This window comes from Kribbella pittospori (assembly GCF_004331465.1).
In the GTDB taxonomy this organism is placed as follows: Bacteria; Actinomycetota; Actinomycetes; order Propionibacteriales; family Kribbellaceae; genus Kribbella; species Kribbella pittospori.
Window position 1 is genome coordinate 1,324,118 of sequence record NZ_SJKB01000001.1, and the last position, 19,618, is coordinate 1,343,735.

Annotated in this window: 17 protein-coding genes; 11 read left to right on the top strand and 6 right to left on the bottom strand. The window is 68.3% G+C overall.

What is annotated here, in order from left to right:
• From E0H73_RS06050 to E0H73_RS06065, 4 genes are read right to left on the bottom strand one after another with little or no spacing between them, the layout of a single operon-like run.
• A complete protein-coding gene (locus tag E0H73_RS06050) occupies positions 1 to 1,629 on the bottom strand; it encodes a type 2 periplasmic-binding domain-containing protein (RefSeq protein ID WP_131352335.1) in 1,629 nt (542 codons plus the stop codon).
• 35 nt (positions 1,630 to 1,664) lie between these two features.
• Positions 1,665 to 2,579: a carbohydrate ABC transporter permease gene (locus E0H73_RS06055; RefSeq protein WP_131352337.1), complete on the bottom strand. Its 915-nt coding sequence runs from the start codon at positions 2,577 to 2,579 to the stop codon at positions 1,665 to 1,667.
• Complete coding sequence (locus E0H73_RS06060) at positions 2,576 to 3,547, bottom strand: ABC transporter permease (protein ID WP_238163041.1); 972 nt, start codon at positions 3,545 to 3,547, stop codon at positions 2,576 to 2,578. Before E0H73_RS06060 ends, E0H73_RS06055 begins: the two co-directional genes overlap by 4 nt.
• A gap of 2 nt (positions 3,548 to 3,549) precedes the next feature.
• A complete protein-coding gene (locus E0H73_RS06065) occupies positions 3,550 to 5,091 on the bottom strand; it encodes a sulfatase-like hydrolase/transferase (RefSeq protein WP_131352339.1) in 1,542 nt (513 codons plus the stop codon).
• A gap of 43 nt (positions 5,092 to 5,134) precedes the next feature.
• On the opposite strand from E0H73_RS06065, the gene E0H73_RS06070 reads away from it, so the two are divergent.
• The 6 genes from E0H73_RS06070 to E0H73_RS06095 all read left to right on the top strand — a co-directional run bounded on the left by E0H73_RS06070 (position 5,135) and on the right by E0H73_RS06095 (position 13,589).
• Entirely contained in the window at positions 5,135 to 6,343 is a 1,209-nt protein-coding gene (locus tag E0H73_RS06070; protein ID WP_165555501.1) for an ROK family transcriptional regulator, read from the top strand.
• Positions 6,344 to 6,415: 72 nt separating this feature from the next.
• Positions 6,416 to 7,906, top strand: a complete 1,491-nt coding sequence (locus E0H73_RS06075; protein ID WP_131352343.1) for a hypothetical protein — start codon at positions 6,416 to 6,418, stop codon at positions 7,904 to 7,906.
• An 8-nt stretch (positions 7,907 to 7,914) separates the two neighbouring features.
• Positions 7,915 to 10,185, top strand: coding sequence for an alkaline phosphatase D family protein (locus E0H73_RS06080; protein WP_238163830.1), 2,271 nt, complete (start codon positions 7,915 to 7,917; stop codon positions 10,183 to 10,185).
• A gap of 175 nt (positions 10,186 to 10,360) precedes the next feature.
• On the top strand, positions 10,361 to 11,236 hold the full coding sequence (locus E0H73_RS06085; RefSeq protein ID WP_165555502.1) for a family 43 glycosylhydrolase: 876 nt from the start codon (positions 10,361 to 10,363) through the stop codon (positions 11,234 to 11,236).
• Entirely contained in the window at positions 11,206 to 13,038 is a 1,833-nt protein-coding gene (locus tag E0H73_RS06090) for a DUF2264 domain-containing protein (RefSeq protein ID WP_131352349.1), read from the top strand. Before E0H73_RS06085 ends, E0H73_RS06090 begins: the two co-directional genes overlap by 31 nt.
• Before the next feature lie 65 nt (positions 13,039 to 13,103).
• On the top strand, positions 13,104 to 13,589 hold the full coding sequence (locus E0H73_RS06095) for a VOC family protein (RefSeq protein ID WP_131352351.1): 486 nt from the start codon (positions 13,104 to 13,106) through the stop codon (positions 13,587 to 13,589).
• On the opposite strand, the gene E0H73_RS06100 is transcribed toward E0H73_RS06095, so the two are convergent.
• Complete coding sequence (locus tag E0H73_RS06100; protein WP_131352354.1) at positions 13,590 to 14,852, bottom strand: ribonuclease D; 1,263 nt, start codon at positions 14,850 to 14,852, stop codon at positions 13,590 to 13,592.
• Complete coding sequence (locus E0H73_RS06105) at positions 14,849 to 15,451, bottom strand: DUF3000 domain-containing protein (protein ID WP_131352356.1); 603 nt, start codon at positions 15,449 to 15,451, stop codon at positions 14,849 to 14,851. The genes E0H73_RS06100 and E0H73_RS06105 overlap by 4 nt, the downstream gene beginning before the upstream one ends.
• A gap of 107 nt (positions 15,452 to 15,558) precedes the next feature.
• Here E0H73_RS06105 and hemE point away from each other — a divergent pair, with 107 nt between their 5' ends.
• From hemE to E0H73_RS06130, 5 genes are read left to right on the top strand one after another with little or no spacing between them, the layout of a single operon-like run.
• Complete coding sequence (gene hemE / locus E0H73_RS06110) at positions 15,559 to 16,629, top strand: uroporphyrinogen decarboxylase (RefSeq protein WP_131352358.1); 1,071 nt, start codon at positions 15,559 to 15,561, stop codon at positions 16,627 to 16,629.
• Positions 16,616 to 17,110: a GNAT family N-acetyltransferase gene (locus tag E0H73_RS06115; protein WP_238163831.1), complete on the top strand. Its 495-nt coding sequence runs from the start codon at positions 16,616 to 16,618 to the stop codon at positions 17,108 to 17,110. Before hemE ends, E0H73_RS06115 begins: the two co-directional genes overlap by 14 nt.
• Complete coding sequence (hemG, locus tag E0H73_RS06120) at positions 17,107 to 18,516, top strand: protoporphyrinogen oxidase (protein WP_131352360.1); 1,410 nt, start codon at positions 17,107 to 17,109, stop codon at positions 18,514 to 18,516. The genes E0H73_RS06115 and hemG overlap by 4 nt, the downstream gene beginning before the upstream one ends.
• Positions 18,513 to 19,208: a hydrogen peroxide-dependent heme synthase gene (gene hemQ, locus E0H73_RS06125; protein WP_131352362.1), complete on the top strand. Its 696-nt coding sequence runs from the start codon at positions 18,513 to 18,515 to the stop codon at positions 19,206 to 19,208. The genes hemG and hemQ overlap by 4 nt, the downstream gene beginning before the upstream one ends.
• Before the next feature lie 5 nt (positions 19,209 to 19,213).
• The gene (locus tag E0H73_RS06130; protein ID WP_131352364.1) at positions 19,214 to 19,597 is read left to right on the top strand and encodes a VOC family protein; all 384 of its coding nucleotides are present in this window, start codon (positions 19,214 to 19,216) and stop codon (positions 19,595 to 19,597) included.
• Positions 19,598 to 19,618: the final 21 nt, after the last annotated feature.

The window sequence follows — 19,618 nt, forward strand, 5'->3', positions numbered from 1 at the left end:
TCACTTGGACGCGGCGAAGGCCTCCTCGTACTCCTTGCGGACCTGGTCGCCGCCCTGCTTGCGCCAGCGGTCCATCGCGTCGTCCCAGGCCGCCAGCTCCTTGCGGCCCTGCAGGACGTCGGCGAGTGCGTCGTCGAGCAGTTTGTTCAGCGTGTTCCGCTTGCGGTTGTAGGTCTCGGAGTACAGGGCGTCGGCCGGGTTGGCCAGCGTCATCGGCACGGCCTTGACCTGGTAGGCGTGCTCCTTCTTCGTCTCCTCGGGGTGACCGGGTTCGTACAGCGGCCAGGGCGCGTCGGCGATCCGGTAGAACTCGGCGGTGTGCTCGACCTCGCCCTTGCTGGTCAGGATCGGGTCGCCGTTCACCATGGTGTAGTCGACGCCCTCCTTGCCGTACCGGTTGATCAAGTACTCCTGGGTGCCGAACGGCGCCGCGAGGTAGTTCGCGACCCGGAGCATCAGCTTGATCCGCTCCTTGTCGTCGGTCTTCTTGAACGCGGTCGTGCTGAACGACGGAACTCCGCGCCCGAGGTTCGGCGTCGAGCCCGCGTCGTACTTCGGCGGGAGCATGCCGTCGAACTGCACGGGTGAGCCCGGCTTCACGTTCTGGGTGACGTACTGCGGCCAGGCGGAGTAGTTGTCGGAGACCATCACGACCCGTCCGCCGCCGATCCAGTCCTTGAACGGCGCACCCTGGGTGAACGTGTCGGGATGGAAGTAGCCGGCCTTGACGAGTTCCCGGGTGTCGCTGATCGCCTGCTTGGTCTGGTCCAGCTCGTTGATCGAGGTGAACTTGCCGCCCTCCTCCTGCCAACCGACCGGAGCTCCCATCATCCGCAGGATCAGGTCGCGGACTCCGGGCGCGCCGTGGAACGCCCAGCGGTTCTCCTTCGGGTTGGTGACGCCCTTCGCCAGCTCCTTGAACTCGGCGAACGTCGCCGGCGCCGGATTCAGGCCGTGCGCCTTGACGATGTCGACGCGGGTGAACCAGATCACGCCGACCCGCTCCCGCGGGATCGGGATGCCGTAGATCCCACCGTTGAAGACCGTGGTGCGCCAGGCCTCAGGGCGCAGGTTGGCCAGCATCGGGTAGTCCTTGATCGCGTCGCCGGCCAGGAACTCGCTGAGGTTCTGGCACTTCGCGTCCAGCAACTGCGGCATGTTGGGCGTGTTGACGATCATGGTGAAGTCCGGCAGTTCGCCGCTCAGCACGGTGGGAAGCTTGTCGGCGTAGTTCGCGCTCGGCACCATCTGCAGGTTCAGCGTGACGCCGAGCTTGTCGTTGACGTTGCGCCAGTACTCGTTCCGCGACGCCGCCGGTGGGATCGGCCGGAACTGCTGGATGAAGGCGGTGAGTTCCTCCGAGCCCGTGCCCGGCCGGTCCGGGATTCCGACGATCGGAGTCGCGGGGTAGCGCAGGAAGCCCGACATCACGCCGTCCTTCGTCGGCGCCAGGTCCGGCTTGACCCCTTGATACGGGATGTACGACGGGAGCTGGACCCCGGAGTTCTGCTGTTGCTGGCTCGTGGCGGGGGAGCTGGAGCAGGCGCTGAGGGTCGGACCGGCGGCCGCGGCGGCCGCGGTTCCTCCCATCAGCCGGAGGAGGGTACGGCGACTCATTGATTCGGACATGGGTTCTCCTTTCGAAGCCGGCGATGGACGGCGGCTCAGCCTTTGACGGCGCCGACCAGAACGCCCTTCGTGAAGTGGCGTTGCAGGAAGGGGTAGACGAGCAGGATCGGGATCAGCGAGATGACGAGGATGGCCATCTGGAGCGACTGGGTCGGCGGCAGTACGCCGGCCTCCCCGGACAGCTGCTCCGCACCGAGCCGCGCGTTGTCGACGACGTACGTGCGCAGCACCAGCGGCAGCGGCAACTTCGACGGATCGTTGATGTAGAGCAGGGCGTTGAACCACGAGTTCCAGAACCCGACGGCGAAGAACAGCCCGATGACGGCGAGGGCGGCCTTCGACAGCGGGAGAATGATGCGGACGAAGATCTGCAGGTCGTTGGCCCCGTCGATGCGGGCCGACTCCAAGATGTCCGGCGGCAGTCCCATCATGAACGAGCGCAGCACGATGACTGAGAAGCCGGTGACCAGCACGGGCAGGATCAGCGACCACCAGCTGTTCAGCAGGCCCAGCTGTTTGATCAACAGGTAGTTCGGAATGATCCCGGGACTGAACAGCATGGTGAGCAGGACGACCATCAGGATCGGCTTGTGCGCGAAGGACGTCGGCCGCGACAGCGAGTAGGCCATCGCCGAGGTGACGATCAGGCCGAGAACGGTCCCGACGACGGCGATTCCCACGCTGACGAGCAGCGCCCGGGCGACCACGCCACCGGCCAGGATCGAGCTGTACGCCGAGAACGACGGCCGATCCGGCAGGAGCACGTAACCACCGGCGTCGGTGATCTGCTGCTGGTCGGCCAGGCTCGTCGAGATCACCGAGACGAACGGCATCACGACCAGCCCACAGGCGATCAGGAGCACGATCGCCCTGAGGATCTTGATCGGGAGGGACGCCGGCGCCGTTCCGGGCGATCGGCCGCGGGTCCTCGTACGGGCTGTGGTGTTCATCGCGATCGGTACACTCCGTCCTCTCCGAAGAGATGCGCGACCTTGTTCGCGCCGAGCACCAGCGCCAGGCCGACGACACCCTTGACCAGACCGACCGCGGCACTGATGCCCCACTCGCCCTGCTGGAAGGCGTGGTGGTAGACGTACGTGTCGAGGACCTCGGTGACCTCGGTGCCCGCCCCCTGCTGCAGCAGGATCTGTTCGAAGCCGACGCTCAGCGAATCGCCGAGGCGCAGGATGCCGAGCAGGATGATCAGTGGACGCAGCGCCGGCAGGGTGACGTGCCACATCTGCCGCGCCGGCCCGGCGCCGTCGACCGAGGCAGCCTCGTACTGCTCCTGATCGACGCGTGACAGCGCGGCCAGGAACAGGATCGTTCCCCACCCGGTGTCCTTCCAGATGACCTGCGACGTGATCAGCGCGCGGAACGCGTCCGGGTTGCCGATGATCTCGATCGGCTCGATGCCCTTGTGCCGCAGGTAGGTGTTGAGCAGACCGGCGTTCCCGAGGATCTGCTGGAAGATCGCGACCACGATCACCCAGGACAGGAAGTGCGGCATGTACAGGACGCTCTGCACGAACCGCTTGATCGGCTCGTACATCAGGCTGTTGAGCACCAGGGCGAGGACGATCGGAGCCGGGAACACGAAGGCGACCTGGAGGACCGTGAGGACGAGCGTGTTCTTCAGAGCGTTGAGCACCTCGGGATCGCCGCTGAAGATCAGGGCGAAGTTCGAGAAGCCGACCCACGGGCTCTGCCGGACGCCGAGGTACGGCTGGTAGTCCTTGAAGGCGATCACGTTGCCGAGCAACGGGACGTAGTGGAAGACCAGGAAGACCAGCAGACCGGGCACCGCGAACACCAGCAAGCCCCAGTCCCGCTTGAGGCGCGCGAGCCGGCCCAGCGAGTGCGGTGATCCCGGCGGGGCTGACTTCACCGCCGGCCTCTTGTCGATGGTCAATGCCACGGTCAGCTCCTTCCACGAACCATCGGTTGGACGTCCGTGTAGCCGGCGTTGCGGTAGTCGGGGTCCGCGTCCGGGCCGTAGCCGAGGGCGGCGCGTCTGGTCCGGAACTGCTCCAGCACTTCGCGATACTCGGGTGCGGCGATGAAGTCGCGTTCCTCCGACGGATCTGCTGCGAGGTCGAACAGCACCTCGGGCAGGGTTTCGCCGTAGTACTGGTACTTGAGGTGGCCCTGCTTGATCATCAGGTTCGTGTCGCCGAAGTGGGAGACCGATTCGTCGGACCAGTCCGTCGGCTCGCCGCGCATCAACGGAACCAGGCTGCGGCTGTCCAGACCGTCCGGCACGGGATGTGCCGCCAACCCGCACAGGGTCGCGTAGAGGTCGCAGAGGTTGACGTTCTCGTCGATGTGGCCGCCGCCGAAGTGCCGCGGCGAACGGATGATCAAGGGCGCCCGGGCGCTGGCTTCGTAGAACTTCTGCTTCTCCCAGATGCCGTGCTGACCGAGCATCTCGCCGTGGTCGGCGGTGTAGACGATCACCCAGTCGTCCAGGTCCTGGCCCTGGTGCTGCAGCGCCTTGAGCACCTGCCCGAACATGGCGTCGACGTTCTCGACCATCGCGTAGTACGCCGCCGTGGCCCGGCGGATCTCGACCTCGGTGGCGTCGATCCCCGGGCGCACCTGGCGCTGGGCCAGGAACGGATGCTCGGAGACTGGCTGGTTCAGGTACGGCGTGACGCGGTTGAGGTAGTGCGTGAAGCGTTCCTCGTCCGCGAAGTACGGGTAGTGCGGCTGGTTCAGGCTGACCTTGAGCAACACGGGCTGATCGGGACTGGGCCGGTCGTAGTACGGGTCGGTGAAGAACTCCTCGATGAAGTCCAGCGCGCCGGTCAGCGTGTACTCGTCCTGGGCCACCAGCGGTCCGCGGCCGACCCCGGCCCGCTTGACCTCCTTGGCGTCGCTCCACTTCACGTTGGCGAGGGACGGCACCCGCTGTGCGAACTCGGCAGCCGGGTTGTCGACGGCGTCCGAGCCGATGGTGATGTCGGATCCGATCCGCCGGGTCCAGCCCTGCATCTGGTCGATGCCGCGGTGGTGAAGCTTGCCGCAGGCAACCGTTGCGTAGCCGTGCCGGGCCAGCGTGCGGGCGAACGTCTCGTGCCCCGGGGGCAGATCCTGCCCGTACCGCAGACAGCCGGTCGTCTGCGGCAGCTGCCCGGACATCAGACTCTGCCGGGCCGGGATGCAGACCGGGGAGGGGGTGTAGGCGTTGCCGAAGACCGCGCCGGTCTCGGCCAGCCAGTCCAGCGTGGGGGTCCTGATCACCGGATCCCCGGCGAACCCGGCCACGTCGTACCGGTGCTCGTCGGACATCAGGAACAGGATGTTGGGACTCTTCGGGACCACTTTTGCAACCGTCCTTAAGAAGATCGCATCATGGTGACATCCTCCCAAGGAGGCGTCAACAGCGGAGGAAACTTTCTGCCGAATCAGAAAACGTTCTCTGGCGATCTGTTGACGCACGGTCCGCAGCACGCGCATCATGGTCGGCACGCACTTCTTCAGGAGGGTTTCGAAAGTGGGTGGCGTGCGACGAGTCAGGGACGAGCATCGGGCTCAGGTGCTCGGCCGGCTCCGGGCTCACGGCAACTTGTCCAAGGCGATGCTGGCCCGCGACCTGGGGCTGAGCGTGCCGACGATCTCGGAGATCCTGGCCGACTTCGAGACCGAGGGCGTTGTCCGGCCGGTGAGCGAGGGGCAGTCGTCCGGTGGCCGCCGGCCGATCCTGTACGGACTGAGAATGGACGGACTGCTGGCCGCCGGAGTGAGTGTCGACCGGCATCACATCTCGGCCGTGGTCTCGGACCTGTCCGGACAGATCCACGGCGAGGTGTCGGCGGACTGTGACCTCGAGGACGGACAGCGGCGCTTCGAGCGGACCCTGGAGCGTCTCGTCGGCCGGCTGCTGGCGACGGTGGAGTCACCGGATCGGGTGACCGGGCTCGGGGTCGCTGTGCCTACCCGGATGCAGCGCTCCAAACCCGGCATGTTCCTTCCGCAGCAGGCCCCGGACTGGACCGGCCTGGATCTGCATGCGTTCCTGGCCAAGCGGTTCCAGCTCCCTGTCGTAGCCGAGAACCGCGCGCATGCGGTGGCCGTCGGCGAGCATCTGTTCGGCGCCGGCCGGGGAGCCACCGATCTGCTGTGCCTGGTGCTGGACGAAGGTCTCGGCGGTGCCGTGATCACCGGGGGCCGGCTGTTCACCGGCGGCGACGGTGCTGCCGGAGCGGTCGGCCGGATGATCCTGGATCTGCACGACGGCCAGGGCGGCGTGATACCGGTGAAGGTGTCGGATGTGGTCGGCAGTTCGGCCATCATTCGCGCCGCTGTCACCCGGCTCCGCGAGTCCAACCGCAGACGCCTCGGTGGCGTGCCGTTGTCGCGCGTCGACGTCGACGCCGTGATCGACGAGGCGTTGTCGGGCGACGTGCAGATGGCCGACACACTGGCCGATGTCGGGCGCAGCCTGGGCGCGGTGGTTGCTGCGACCTTGTGTGTGACGGACTCACCGCTGGTGGTCCTGTGCGGCTCAACCATGCGCGCGGGGGACTTCATCGTCGGTCCGTTGCAGGAGGTCACCGATCGCCGGCTGCCGTTCGCGCCACCGACGATCCGCCTCGGTCGCCTCGGCGCACGAGGCGGTGCGCTCGGGGCGGCGGCGCTGGTGCTCACCGACATGGTCGGCATGGCCGGTGGCCCGATCGCGCCGGTTCAGGAGACCGCGGGGTCGCTGTAGCGGCAGGCACGTCTGGGAGAAGAGCGGTAAAGGGTCTGATCCGTGCTGCGCTCTGACGAAGGAGAAGATGCTATGCCTGGCAAGATCTCGCGAAGAGACGCGCTGAAGGCGAGTGCGATCGCGTCGGGAGCGGTCCTGCTGCCGACACTGCCGGCCGCCGCGGCGCCGGCTGTCGCTACCGCGAAGACGACGATCAAGGTCTCCGGCACGCCGTGGGGAGTGAGCACTCGCTACATCGGAGCCGATCGCGGCATCACGAACTTCGACATCCGCGACATCAAGGATCTCGGCATCAACACCTACCGCTTCTACGAAGGTCACATGTACGCGTGGGAGTGGGACGACGATGACGGCGTCTTCGGCTCGCCGACGGTCGACGAGATCAAGGCGGACCCGAACGTCGTCAACTGGGCCTGGTGGGACAACGCCTTCACCCACCCGCCCGAGGGCAGCCCGTTCTGGTACGCGACGAATCCCGGCGACGGATGGCAGGGCAACTGGCGCCAGATCTTCGGCAGCCTCAAAGACGCGCACGTCAAACCGATGGTCTCGCTGCGGGTCCAGAACGCGACCCTGGATCCGGACTGGGCCACGCCGCTCAATCCACCGAACACGCCCGAAGGGCGGAACGAGTGGTGGCAGCACGTCTTCGCCTGTGTCTACTGGCTGAACGTCCGCAACGACTACCGGGTCGACGACTGGGAACTCGGCAACGAACCGAATCACGACGGTCAGGGCTGGCTCGGCACCGAAGACGACTACTGGGACTTCGTCAGGCTGACCAAGGACGCCATCGACTACACGTATCAGCGGTTCCTCCCGCATCGGGCGTACCAGACCTACGCACCGGTGTCGGCCGGTACGTCGGTCAACGACGCCGGCGAACGGTTCGGCTGGATCAAGGACGCGCTCGAGAAGGTTCCGGACTCCTTCGACGCGGTCGACTACCACGACTTCTCCGACGACCCGAGCGGAAACCTCCGCGAGATACACCAACTCATGAACGCCGCCGGGCAACCGGATCGCCCGTTGTGGGTGACGGAATGGGGCCCGGTCTACAACCACGGCGCCGACTCGTATCAGCAGATCTCCTCCGGAGTCCTGATCCTCCAGAACCTGATCCGGATGTCCAGCCCCGACTCGTATGTCTACGGCAACCACATCGTCAACCTCTACGATGCGCCGAACCGGGCGTACCTGATCGGCAAGGACGGCACGCGCCGAGTTACGTACTACGCACTCCGCATGGGCATCCGCGCCCTGCAAGGCGGCCGCGTCACCTACGAGAGCGTCTCTGGCTCCCCGGACGTCTTGGCCATCACCACCCGCGACCACGACGGAGACGTCTGGCTGCTGGCGGTGAACTCCGCGACCGACACGGCGTACGACGTGAATGCCGATCTGACCGAGCACCTGCCTGCGGGCGTCGGCGAGCTGTGGGAGTTCAGTGAGAGCCGGCAGGACGCGAGGGCCGGACACAGCCGTGTCGTCGACGGGCACGTCGACTTCCGCATTCCTGCGCTCGGTGCGGTGCTGCTGCGATTCGATGGCCGGAAGAGATGATCCGGCGAGTGACCCGGCGGGAGTTCGTCAGGATGTCCGGCCTGGGCGCCACCGCGGTTGCGCTGGCGGCGCAGGGCTTGTCCGACGAGAGCGCCGCGGCGGCGGTGCGGTTGCCGAGCTATCCGTTCACCCTCGGCGTCGCGTCCGGAGATCCAGAACCCGACGGCGTCGTGTTGTGGACGCGCCTTGCCCCCGATCCGCTGAACGATCCCGACGCGGCCGGCATGCCGCCGATCCCGGTGTCGGTCGAGTGGGAGGTCGCCGCGGATCCCGGAATGCGGCGGGTGGTCAAGCGCGGTGTGGCCAAAGCGGTCCCCGAGCTCGCGCACTCGGTTCACGTCGAGGTCGACGGACTGTCGCCGGCCCGGGAGTACTTCTACCGCTTCAAGGCCGGACCTGAGATGAGCCCGGTCGGCCGGACCCGGACGGCACCGGCACCGGGATCGCGGCCTGACCGCCTTCGGTTCGCGGTCGCTTCGTGTCAGCAATGGGTGGGCGGTGGCTACGCGGCGTACCGCAACATGGTCGACGAAGACCTCGATCTGGTGCTGCATCTCGGCGACTACACCTACGAGAACTCGACCACCAGAAGCCTCGCCGACTACCGGGCCCTGCACGCGCTGTACAAGACGTCGCCCGATCTGCAGGCGGCGCACGCGGCCTTCCCGTTCGTCGTCGTGTTCGACGATCACGACGTCGAGGACAACTGGGCGGGGGACACCCCGAAGGCGCCGGACCCCGACTTCCTCACGCGTCGTGCGAACGCGTTCCAGGCGTACTACGAGCACCTGCCACTGCGGGCCCGAGCGCGGCCGGACGGCGCGGGCATGCTGCTGTATCGCCGGTTCACGTACGGCGACCTGGCCGAGCTGAGCATCCTGGACACCCGTCAGTATCGCGACGACCAGGCGTGCGGCGACGGCCGCAAGGAGCCGTGTCCCGAGATGTACGACGAGAACCGCACGGTCATGGGTCCGGAACAGGAGCGGTGGCTGCTCGACGGCCTCACGCACTCGACCGCCAGGTGGAACGTCATCGCACAGCAGATCGTGATGGCGGAGTTCGACTACGACCCCGGCCCCGGTGTCGTGGTCAACCTCGACCAGTGGGACGGCTACCCGGCGGCGCGCGATCGCTTCCTGTCCGGGATCGCCGAGTTCCGGCCGTCGAATCCCGTCGTACTCAGTGGCGACTGGCACTCGAGCTGGGTCAACGATCTGAAGGCCGACTTCGCGGCTCCGGACTCCGAGACGCTCGCGACCGAGTTCGTCGGCACCTCCGTCAGTTCGGGCGCGCCGTGGAGTGCCGACGTCGTGGAGGCGTTGCCGGCGAATCCGCACGTCAAGTTCTTCAACGGCACCCTGCGCGGCTACCTACGCTGCGAGGTCTCCCCGGACAGCTGGCGGACCGACATCCGGGCGGTGTCGAACGCCTCCGATTCGGAGTCACCGGTCAGCACGCTTGCCTCGTTCGTCGTCGAGGACGGTACGCCGGGTGCCGTCAGAGTCCCCGGTGTGGAGATCACGGGCATCACCGCCGACGTGATGATCGGCGGCCGGACGAATGTGCTGCAGGTCGCGATCACCAACTCCACCGGCACAGCCGTCGAGGTCACCGCCGCGATCACACCGCCACCGGGCTGGTCCAGCGACGACAGCTCAGCAACCGTTGCACCATCGGCCTCGACGACGTTGGAGCTGCCAATCACTCCGCCGGCTGACCGACCCGGCGTGGGGATGGTCGAGGTGCGGGTGTCGGCTGGGAATACGCCGATCTTCGGACCGCCTACCCGGCTGCAGCTGGTCTCCGTGCCGTCCGGGGACGAGGTCCTGCTTGCTCTCGACTCAGGTGGTCCGAGCACCCCGGTCCTCGCGACGTACCAAAGGCTGTCCCCGCTCGACCTTTGGGATCCGGCCAAGGGGTACGGCTGGTTGACCGAGGTCGGCTTTCGTGACCGGGGCAAGCTCGATGCCCTCCGCCGGGACTTCACGCTGTCACGCGGCGAGCCGTCGGTGCTCAGGCTCGCGGTGCCGGCTGGTCGGCACATTGTCCAACTGCTGACCGGCGACGCGTCGTTTGCCTCCGGCAACACGATGGTCCGGATCGACGGAGCCCTGGTGGCGGAGTCGGGGAACGACGTCATTCCCGAGGGGCAGTTCCGGTGGATCGACTTCGCGGTCGACGGCGGTGCCGGCGGCCGGGACATGGACCTGGAGATCACCGGCGATCTCCGCGAGGGCTACTGGCGCATCTGCGCCCTGATACTCCAGCAACTCTGAACCGTCCGCCTACGGAGGAACTATGCGATTACCCCGACTGGTCATACGCGCGGCGGCGACAGCCGCGGCGCTCGTCCTGGCAGGAAGCGGCAGCGTCGTCGCTACGATGCCCGCCTTCGCTGCCACCGCGGTGCCTTGTGCGTCGCGGGTTGGTCCTGGGGAGTATCCGAATCCGTTGCACGAGTGTCCGGCGGCGGATCCAGGGATTGTTGTCCGGGGCAACACTTGGTACGCGTTCACGACCGGGTTGAAGGAGTACCGGTCGCGGGATGCGGGGCACTCCTGGGAGGACCTCGGTCGCTTCGTCGAGCCGCCGGCTGGGTACGTCGACTTCTGGGCACCGGAGGTGTACCAGATCGGTGATCAGTGGGTCGCCTACTTCAACATGCGGACGGCGCCGGGCCAGTTCAACAAGATCTACGTCGCCACCTCGGACAACCTCGAGAAGGGCTGGCAGCTGAATCCCACGCCGCTGGCCGGCATGCCTGACTACTCGATGATCGACGCCACCATGTTCCAGGACGTGGACGGTGCGCGGTACCTGATCTGGAAGGACGACCTCCAGGGGACGCTGACCAAGCGCATCTCGATCGGCCGGCTCTCGCCGGACGGCCTGACCCGAGTCGGTCCGGCCACCGAGATCATGCACGTGACACTGCCCTGGGAAGGCAACTCGGTCGAGGGTCCGAGCATGCTGTACCGCGACGGTAGCTACTACCTGTTCTACAGCGGGAATCTCTACACCTGGAACGGCAACTATGCGGTCGGAGTCGCCCGAGCGACCTCGCCGATGGGGAACTTCGACGCCGGCAAGCATCCGACGCCGATCCTGCGCGGCGACGACCGGGTCGCCTCGCCCGGCCACCAGTTCATCACCGACGTCCGCATCGGCGGGCAGCAGCGGCAGATGATCTTCTACCACGGCTATCCGTGGTACGACGCCGACGGCAACCACCTGCCGTCCGTGCAGACCCGCAAGCTGATGATGGACGAGCTGCACTGGGATGCGGAGGGATGGCCATGGGTGAACGACGGAACGCCGAGCGACTGACAGAAGATCGAGCGCTGTCGCCGTACACCGGATGGACGCGTGAGCACTGGGAGCAGACGGCCGATCGGACCTTGCTCGCCTTGCGGGACTTCGCGAGCCCGCGCCACGCGAATCTCGATCCTCCCGGTCCGGCGTCCAGGTCCGGGAAGGCGAGCGACGGGCTGGAAGGGTTCGCTCGATCCTTTCTGACCGCAGGATTCAAGCTGGCTGGGTCGGACGGCGACCCGCACGATCACGCCGGTTGGTACGCCGAAGGCCTCGCCGCGGGTGCGGACCCGACGTCAGCGGAGGCCTGGCCGCGGCTGACGGAGTTCGGTCAGCCGCGCGTCGAGGCGGCCGCGATGGCGATCGCACTGCACGAATCCCGTGCCCAGGTGTGGGACAAGTTGGACGACCGGACGCGTGCGCAGGTCGTCGACTGGTTGGCGCCGGCCAATGAGGTCACGTACTCGGCGAGCAACTGGCTGTGGTTCCAGAACGTCACCCTCGCCTTCCTGCGCTCGGTCGGCGGGCCGTGCGACGAGGCCGTGATCGAGAAGAACATCGCGACGCTGGACACGTTCTACCAAGGCGACGGCTGGTACACCGACGGGATCCGCGAGGGCAGGACCACGCACTACGACTGGTACAACGGCTGGGTCATGCACCTGTTCTCGCTGTGGTACTGCCGCATGTCCGGCGAGACGAGGGAGCTGCTCGACGGTTATCGCGAGCGGCTGCGGGAGTACCTCGGTACCGCCCAGCATCTCGTCGGGGCCGATGGCGCGCCACTCCACCAAGGCCGCTCGCTCGTGTACCGGTTCGCCACGGCATCGCCGTACTGGGCCGGCGCGATCTTCGACGCGAGTCCGTTGCCTCCTGGCGCGACCCGGCGTCTGACCAGCGGCATCCTCAGTTGGTTCGCCGACTCCGGTGCGTGGGACGACCGCGGTCTGCTCGGTCTCGGGTGGCGTACGGCGTTCCCGCGGATGCGGCAGTCGTACTCCGGTCCGGGATCGCCGTACTGGGCGAGTCTTGGCTTCGCCGGACTGGTGCTGCCGGCTGGTCATCCGGTGTGGACAGATCGCGAGGAGCCGTTGCAGCTCGAGCAGGCCGACGTCTCGGTCGTGGCGCGACAGCCGGGTTGGCTCATCTCGGGTACGACGGCCGACGGCATCGTGCGTGTCGTCAACCACGGCACCGACCACGCCGGGACCGAACTGGCTCCGGAGGATCCGCTCTACTGCCGCCACGCGTACTCGACGATCACCGGGCCGGATCTGGTCGACGCGGACGAGGTCCCGGACAACCAGGTCGCGGTGCGAAGGCCCGACGGACGCTGGTCGCAGCGCCGGCCGATCACCCTCCTGAGCCTTGGCCCGCGGACGGCGGTCAGCCGATTCCCCGTGCAGTTCGGGACGGAGGACCCAGAAACAGCCGACCTGTCGATGGTCACCGCGTCCGTCCTCCGCGGTCCCTTCGAGGTCCGCATCGCCCGCGTGGAGGGCCAGTACGACGGTGAACCGCTGACCCTGACGATCTCCGGCTACGCGCTGACGGGGTCTGGTCGGGTGTCGGCCGTCGTACCGCTGATCGGCGAGTGGCAGGCGGGCAGCACCACCCGAGAGGGAGTCAACGCCTTCGGTGAAGTGTCTGTCACCCCGTGGGTCGAGACTGCGCTCGAACCCGGACGCGTGTACGCCGCCGTCGTGGTGCTCAGCGGTCAGGACTGCACTACCGACGGGATCTCTGCCGAGGCCGACGGGGACACGGTTGTCGTCACCTGGGCGGACCAGCAACAGGATGTGGTCGCGCTGAAGTAGAGGCCAGAATCTGGCCGGTACTGCTCCTACGGTGGTGGTAACCGAACCGCGAAGGAGCAGTGACCATGACGACTGTGAACCCGATCCCCGAGGGCTATCACTCGGTGACGCCGTGGATCATCGGGCACGACACCGCCGGGCTGATGGACTTCCTCGCGGACGCGTTCGATGCGGTGGACCTCGGCGGCCGGGTGGTCGACGAGCACGGGAACATCGGCCACGCCGAGATGCGGATCGGCGACTCGGTGGTGATGATGTTCGACAAGCCGGACTGGCCGCCGACGCCTGCCTTCCTGCGCCTCTACGTCCCGGACGTGGAGACCGCGCTGAAGCAGGCGGTGGCGGCCGGCGGCACCGTGGTGACCGAGCCGACGCATCTGTTCTGGGGCGACATCGTGGCGCGCGTGCACGACCCGTTCGGCAACCTGTACTGGCTGCAGACCAGGATCGAGGAGGTCGACGAGGCCGAGCTGGGCCGCCGGTTCGGCGACGAGAAGTTCACCAAGGCGCTGGAGTACGTGCAGAGCTCACTGTTCCGGCCGGCCGGCTGATCAGTCGAGCTGTTCCTTCGGGGCCTCGGACTCCATCGCATCGGTCAGGACGCCGGCGGTGAGCCCGATCTGCCACTCGCGGGCGTTGTGCTCGCGCAAGAAGGTCGTCACCACCTCGAGGCTGAGGTCCGGTGGTGGCGACCAGGCGAGCCGGCGGATGGTGTCGGGGGAGAGCAGGTTCTCGGTCGGGAGGCGGTGCGCCTCGGCGATCTCGGCGACGGAGGAGCGGGCGGCCGACAAACGGGCTGCCGCGTCCGGATCCCGATCGGCCCAGGCGCGAGCCGGCGGCGGGCCGTCGTACCGCGGGCCCTGCTTCGGTAGCTCGGAGTCGGGGAGGCGGCGTGCGTGGTCGATCGCCTCCCACCACGTCCGCATGTGCCGGTGCGCGCCCCGGCCCTTGAACGCCGTCAGCCGCTGGAGCGTGTCCCGGTCGGCCGGCATCGCCGACGCAGCCTCGACGATCGCGGCGTCCGGCAGGATCCGGCCGGGGGAGATGTCCGCGGACTCGGCGATCTGGTCCCGCGCCTCCCACAACGCCCGTACGACGGCCAGACTGCGGCGATTGCGGACGCGGTGCATCCCCGACGTGCGGCGCCACGGGTCCGGCTTCGGCTCACGGGGTGGCGCGGACAGAATCGAGGCGAACTCCTGCTCGGCCCACTCCCACTTGCCCTCGCGGCGCAGTTCGGCCTCGATCGCGTCGCGCAACTCGATCAGCATCTCGACGTCGAGAGCGGCGTACACGAGCCAGGGCGCCGGCAGCGGGCGGGTCGACCAGTCGGCGGCGGAGTGCTCCTTGCGCATCCGGTAGCCGAGGACTTCGCTGACCAGCGAGGCGAGGCCGACCTTCGGGTACCCGAGCAGGCGGCCGGCCAGTTCGGTGTCGAACACCCTCCGCGGCACCATCCCGACCTCGGCCAGGCAGGCCAGGTCCTGGTTCGCGGCGTGGATGATCCACTCGGCGTCCACGATCGCGTCGCCGAGCGCGGACAGGTCGCCGAACGGGATCGGGTCGACCAGCGCGGAGCCGGCGCCCTCGCGGCGCAGTTGCACCAGGTAGGCCCGGTGGGAGTAGCGGTAGCCGGACGCGCGCTCGGCGTCGACGGCGACCGGCCCGGTGCCGGCCTGGAAGGCCTCGACCACGTCGGTCAGGGCTGGGTCGGTGTCGATGACGTCGGAGAGGCCGTCACGGAGTTCTAGCAGGGGCAGGTTCGCGGTCGGGTCGTCCGGGACGGGCGGCTGCTGGGTTTCGGCCGGGCTCATCGGCCCCGCTGTCCGCGCCGGGTCGGCATCGCCACGACCCCCGGCGGAACCGGCGGCAGTCCGGCCGCCGTGCAGAGAACTTCGCCCCACGCCTCAGCGTGCCGGGTCACATCCACCAGACCACCAGGCCCCGGCACAGGGCTCCAGGACGCACGGATCTCGATCTCCGCCGTCGCGTCGTCGTCGGCCATACCGCCGAAGCTTTCCGATACCACCCTGGTGACGGTACCGCTCGGCGCCTGGAAGTCCGCGCCCCGGTCCGCCAGCGCCTCCATCAGCCAGGTCCAGCCCACGCCACCGAGCAGCGCGTCGGTCACCATCTCCGGTTCGACGGCGGCACGCACGTACGCGACACAGCGGAAGGTCGACTGCCAGGCGTCGTTCCCGTCCGGGTCGTAGAGGATGACGAGGCGACCGGTGGCGAGATCGTCGCCGTCGACCGTCACATCGGCGCTGACCGCGGCCGCGTGCGGTGCGATCCGCTGCGGTGCGGGCATCTCCTCGACGAATACCTCGGGCCTGAACCGGGCACCGCGTAACTGCGTCACGGCCTCGGCGAACTCCGCGGGTGGCGCGTCGACCTGCTTGCGGGCACCCATGCTTGGCAGCCTACGACTGATTACTCACCGACGCCTGTGACGACGCGCCGGTAACCGCGTGCGACGGCCGCTCACGGGTGAAATTCCGCGCGTGGGATTATCGCTGTGTGCCTCTGCCACAGTCCCGCGCGCTCGACCGTTCCGCCTTTCTGCTCGCCGCTCGAGGTGAGCCGGGCCCGCACACGCCGGTGTGGTTCATGCGGCAGGCCGGGCGGGCGTTGCCCGAGTACCGTGCGATCCGCCAGGGGATCACGATGCTCGAGTCCTGCATGCGTCCCGACCTCGTTGTGGAGATAACGCTGCAGCCGGTACGCCGTTACGGCGTCGACGCGGCGGTCTTCTACGCCGACATCGTGCTGCCGCTGAAGTCGGCCGGCTTCGACATCGAGATCAAGCCCGGGGTCGGCCCGGTGGTTGCGGACCCGATCCGCGACGCAGCCGGCCTGGCAGCGGTGCGGCCGGTCACTCCCGCGGACGTGCCGTACACCACGGACTCCGTGAAGCAGTTGGTCTCGGAGCTGGACGGTACGCCGCTCATCGGCTTCGCGGGGGCCCCGTTCACAGTGGCGTCGTACCTGGTCGAAGGTGGGCCGAGCAAGGACTTCGCGAAGACCAAGGCGCTGATGTACAGCGACCCGGACCTTTGGCACGCGCTCGCGGATCGGCTGGCCGACGTGGCGATCGCGTACCTGTCGGTGCAGGTCGAGGCGGGCGCGTCCGCGATCCAGCTGTTCGACTCGTGGGCGGGCGGGCTGTCGCCACGCGACTACGAGCGGTTCGTGCTGCCGCACTCCGCGAAGGTGTTCGAATCGATGGCGTCGTACGGCGTACCTCGGGTGCACTTCGGCGTGAACACGGGTGAGCTGCTCGGGCTGATGAGCGGCGCCGGCGCTGACGTCGTCGGTGTCGACTGGCGGGTGCCGCTGGACGAGGCGGTACGCCGGATCACCGCGGCCGGAGCCGGTCCGAAACCGGTGCAGGGCAACCTGGATCCGGCCTTGCTGTTCGCTCCCTGGGAGGCGGTGGAGCCCGAGATCGACCGGATCCTCGCGGAGGGGAAGGCCGCTCCCGGCCACATCTTCAACCTCGGGCACGGTGTCCCGCCGAACGCTGACCCTGAGGTGCTGACCCGGATCGTCGAGTACGTCCACGCGAAGTCGGCCCGTGTACCTGCCTGACCACGACGTCACCCTCGAGCCGCTGACCGCCGAGCACGCCGACGCCGTCCTCGCCTTCGAGCGGGAGAACCGGGAGTACTTCGCCGCCTGGATCGAGGATCGCGGTGACGATTTCTTCACCTCGTTCGCGGAGCGGCATCAGGCGCTGCTGGCCGAGCAGGAGGCCGGGATCTGCCGGTTTCACGTCTTGGTGGATGCCTCCGGCGCGGTGGTCGGACGGGTGAACCTCATGGACCTCGAGAACGGTTCGGCCGAGCTCGGCTACCGGATCGCGGAGAAGGCGACCGGCCAGGGGCTCGCGTCGGCGGCGGTCCGTGCGGTCGCCAGGCTCGCCGCGTCGTCGTACGGGCTGAAGATGCTGCGAGCGGGGACGTCGGACCGGAATGTGGCGTCGCAGGCGGTGCTGATGCGAGCCGGGTTCCGCCGCGTGGCCGACCCGGCGGCCCGTCTTGGGTTCGAGTTGACGCTGGAGGACGTGTGAGCCGGGTCGTTGTGGTCGGTGGCGGGATCAGTGGGCTGGCGGCGGCGTACGCGCTGGCGACCGGGCCGAACCCGCCGCGGATCACGGTGCTGGAGGGGTCGCCACGGCTCGGCGGCAAGCTCGCGGGTGATGTGCTCGAGGGTGTGCCGGTCGACCTCGGGGCCGAGTCGGTGCTGGCCCGGCGGCCGGAGGCGGTCGACCTGATCAAGGCGGTCGGGCTCGGTGACGACCTGGTGCATCCGGCGACTACGTCGGCCGGACTATGGATCGGCGACCGGATCCGGGGTATCCCGCCGACGGTGATGGGTGTCCCGATGGACCCCGCCGCGACGGCCGACGTACTCGGGTCCGAGGGAGCCGAAGCGGTCGCGCACGAGGTCGACCTGCCGGCGCCTGCGCTGACGGAGGACGTCGCGATCGGGCGGTTCGTCGCCTCGCGGATGGGTCCGGCGGTGACGGACAAGCTGATCGACCCGCTGCTTGGCGGGGTATATGCCGGGCGGGCGGAGGAGATCTCGCTGGCGGCCGCGGTGCCGGAGCTGTACGCCAAGCTGCGGACGGCACCGAGCCTGCTCGCCGCGACCGCGGAGATGCGTGAGGCCGGACAGCGACGGGCGGGAGCGCCGGTGTTCGCCGGCATCGTTGGTGGGATCAACCGGCTGATCGGCGCGTTGGAGAAGGACCTGACCGCGCGCGGCGTCGACATCCGGCGCAAGCTCGCCGTACGACGGATCACGCGGACCGCCAACGGCTACTCGCTGGAGGCTGGGCCGGTGCCTGCGCCGACTTTCTTGGAGGCCGACGCGGTGATAGTCGCCGTACCGGCCACTCCGGCGGCCCGGATGCTGGCGGAGCTGGTGCCGGCGGCATCGACGGAGCTGGCGACGATCGAGTACGCGAGTATGGCGATCGTGACGCTCGCGATCCGCAAGCAGGACTGGCCGGAGGCGGCCACCGGGTCCGGGTTCCTGGTGCCGTCGGTGGAGGGGCGGACGATCAAGGCGTCGACGTACTCGCATGCGAAGTGGGAGTGGTCGGGTGCGGCCGGTGGAGAACTCGCCGTACTGCGGTGCTCGGTCGGGAGGCTGGGGGAGGAGTACGTCCTGCAGCGGTCCGACGAGGAGTTGGTGGCGCTGGCGACGGCCGATCTGGGTCGTGCTGTCGGGCTTCAGGCACCCGTGGTGGGGTCGCTGGTGACCCGGTGGGGTGGTGGGCTTCCGCAATACGCCGTGGGGCATCTGGACCGTGTTGACCGGGTCGAGGCGGCGGTTGAGGCGGAGCCCGGTCTGGCTGTGTGCGGAGCGGCGTACCGAGGGGTCGGGATCGCTGCGTGCGTGGCGTCGGGTGGGCAGGCAGCGACCCGGGTGCAGGCGCATTTAGCCGCATTGGAGACAATGGCTCCGTGACACAGAAGCCGAAGGCGCGTGAGCTGAACAATGTGATCCGCTACACCCTGTGGTCGGTCTTCAAGGTGGAGACCCCGCTGGGCGACGCGGACCGGGACGAGCTGACCGCCGAACTGTCCGAGCTGGTCGCCAAGCTGGCCACGGACGACGTGGTGATCCGCGGCATCTACGACGTCGAGGGCTTCCGGGCCGACGCCGACTTCATGATCTGGTGGCACGCGCCGACGTCGGACGCGCTGCAGAAGGCGTACCACGCGCTGCGCCGGTCCCGGCTCGGGCGGCACCTGGTGCCGGTCTGGTCGCAGTTCGCGCTGCACCGGCCGGCCGAGTTCAACAAGAGCCACATCCCGGCGTTCCTGGCCGACGAGGAGGCGCGGGCGTACATCTGCGTGTACCCGTTCGTGCGGTCGTACGAGTGGTACCTGCTGCCGGACGAGGAGCGGCGGTTCATGCTCGCCGAGCACGGGAAGATGGCGCGGACCTACCCCGACGTACGGGCGAACACGGTCGCGTCGTTCGCGCTCGGCGACTACGAGTGGATCCTGGCGTTCGAGGCCGACGAACTGCACCGGATGGTCGACCTGATGCGCGACCTGCGGGCGTCCACCGCCCGGCGGCACGTGCGCGAGGAAGTGCCCTTCTACACGGGCAAGCGGACCGAGCTCGGCGAGCTGGTCGCCAACCTGGCCTGACGGCCGTGGCTGGGCACCGTAAGGCCTTCCCGGTGCTGTACGTGAGCGACGTACGCCGGTCCGTCGGTTTCTACACGCTGCTCGGGTACGAACCGACGTACCAGTTCCCACTCGAGGGCGACCCGCACTACGTCGGCCTCGAGCGCGGCGACTCGTCCCTGGGCATCGCCGACGCCAACTGGCCCCAGGCCCAGCTCGGCATCACCGTCGGCACCGCCCCCCGGTTCGAGCTCTTCGTGTACGTCGACAACGTAGAAGCCTCGGTCGAACTCTTCCGCGAGGCCGGCCACCCCATCCTCCAAGAGCCGGCCACCATGCCCTGGGGCGAACGCCAGGCCTACACCGCCGACCCCGAAGGCAACCCCATAGCCCTAGCCACCCCGATCTGAGTCCCGGGGTGGCTGCCTGCT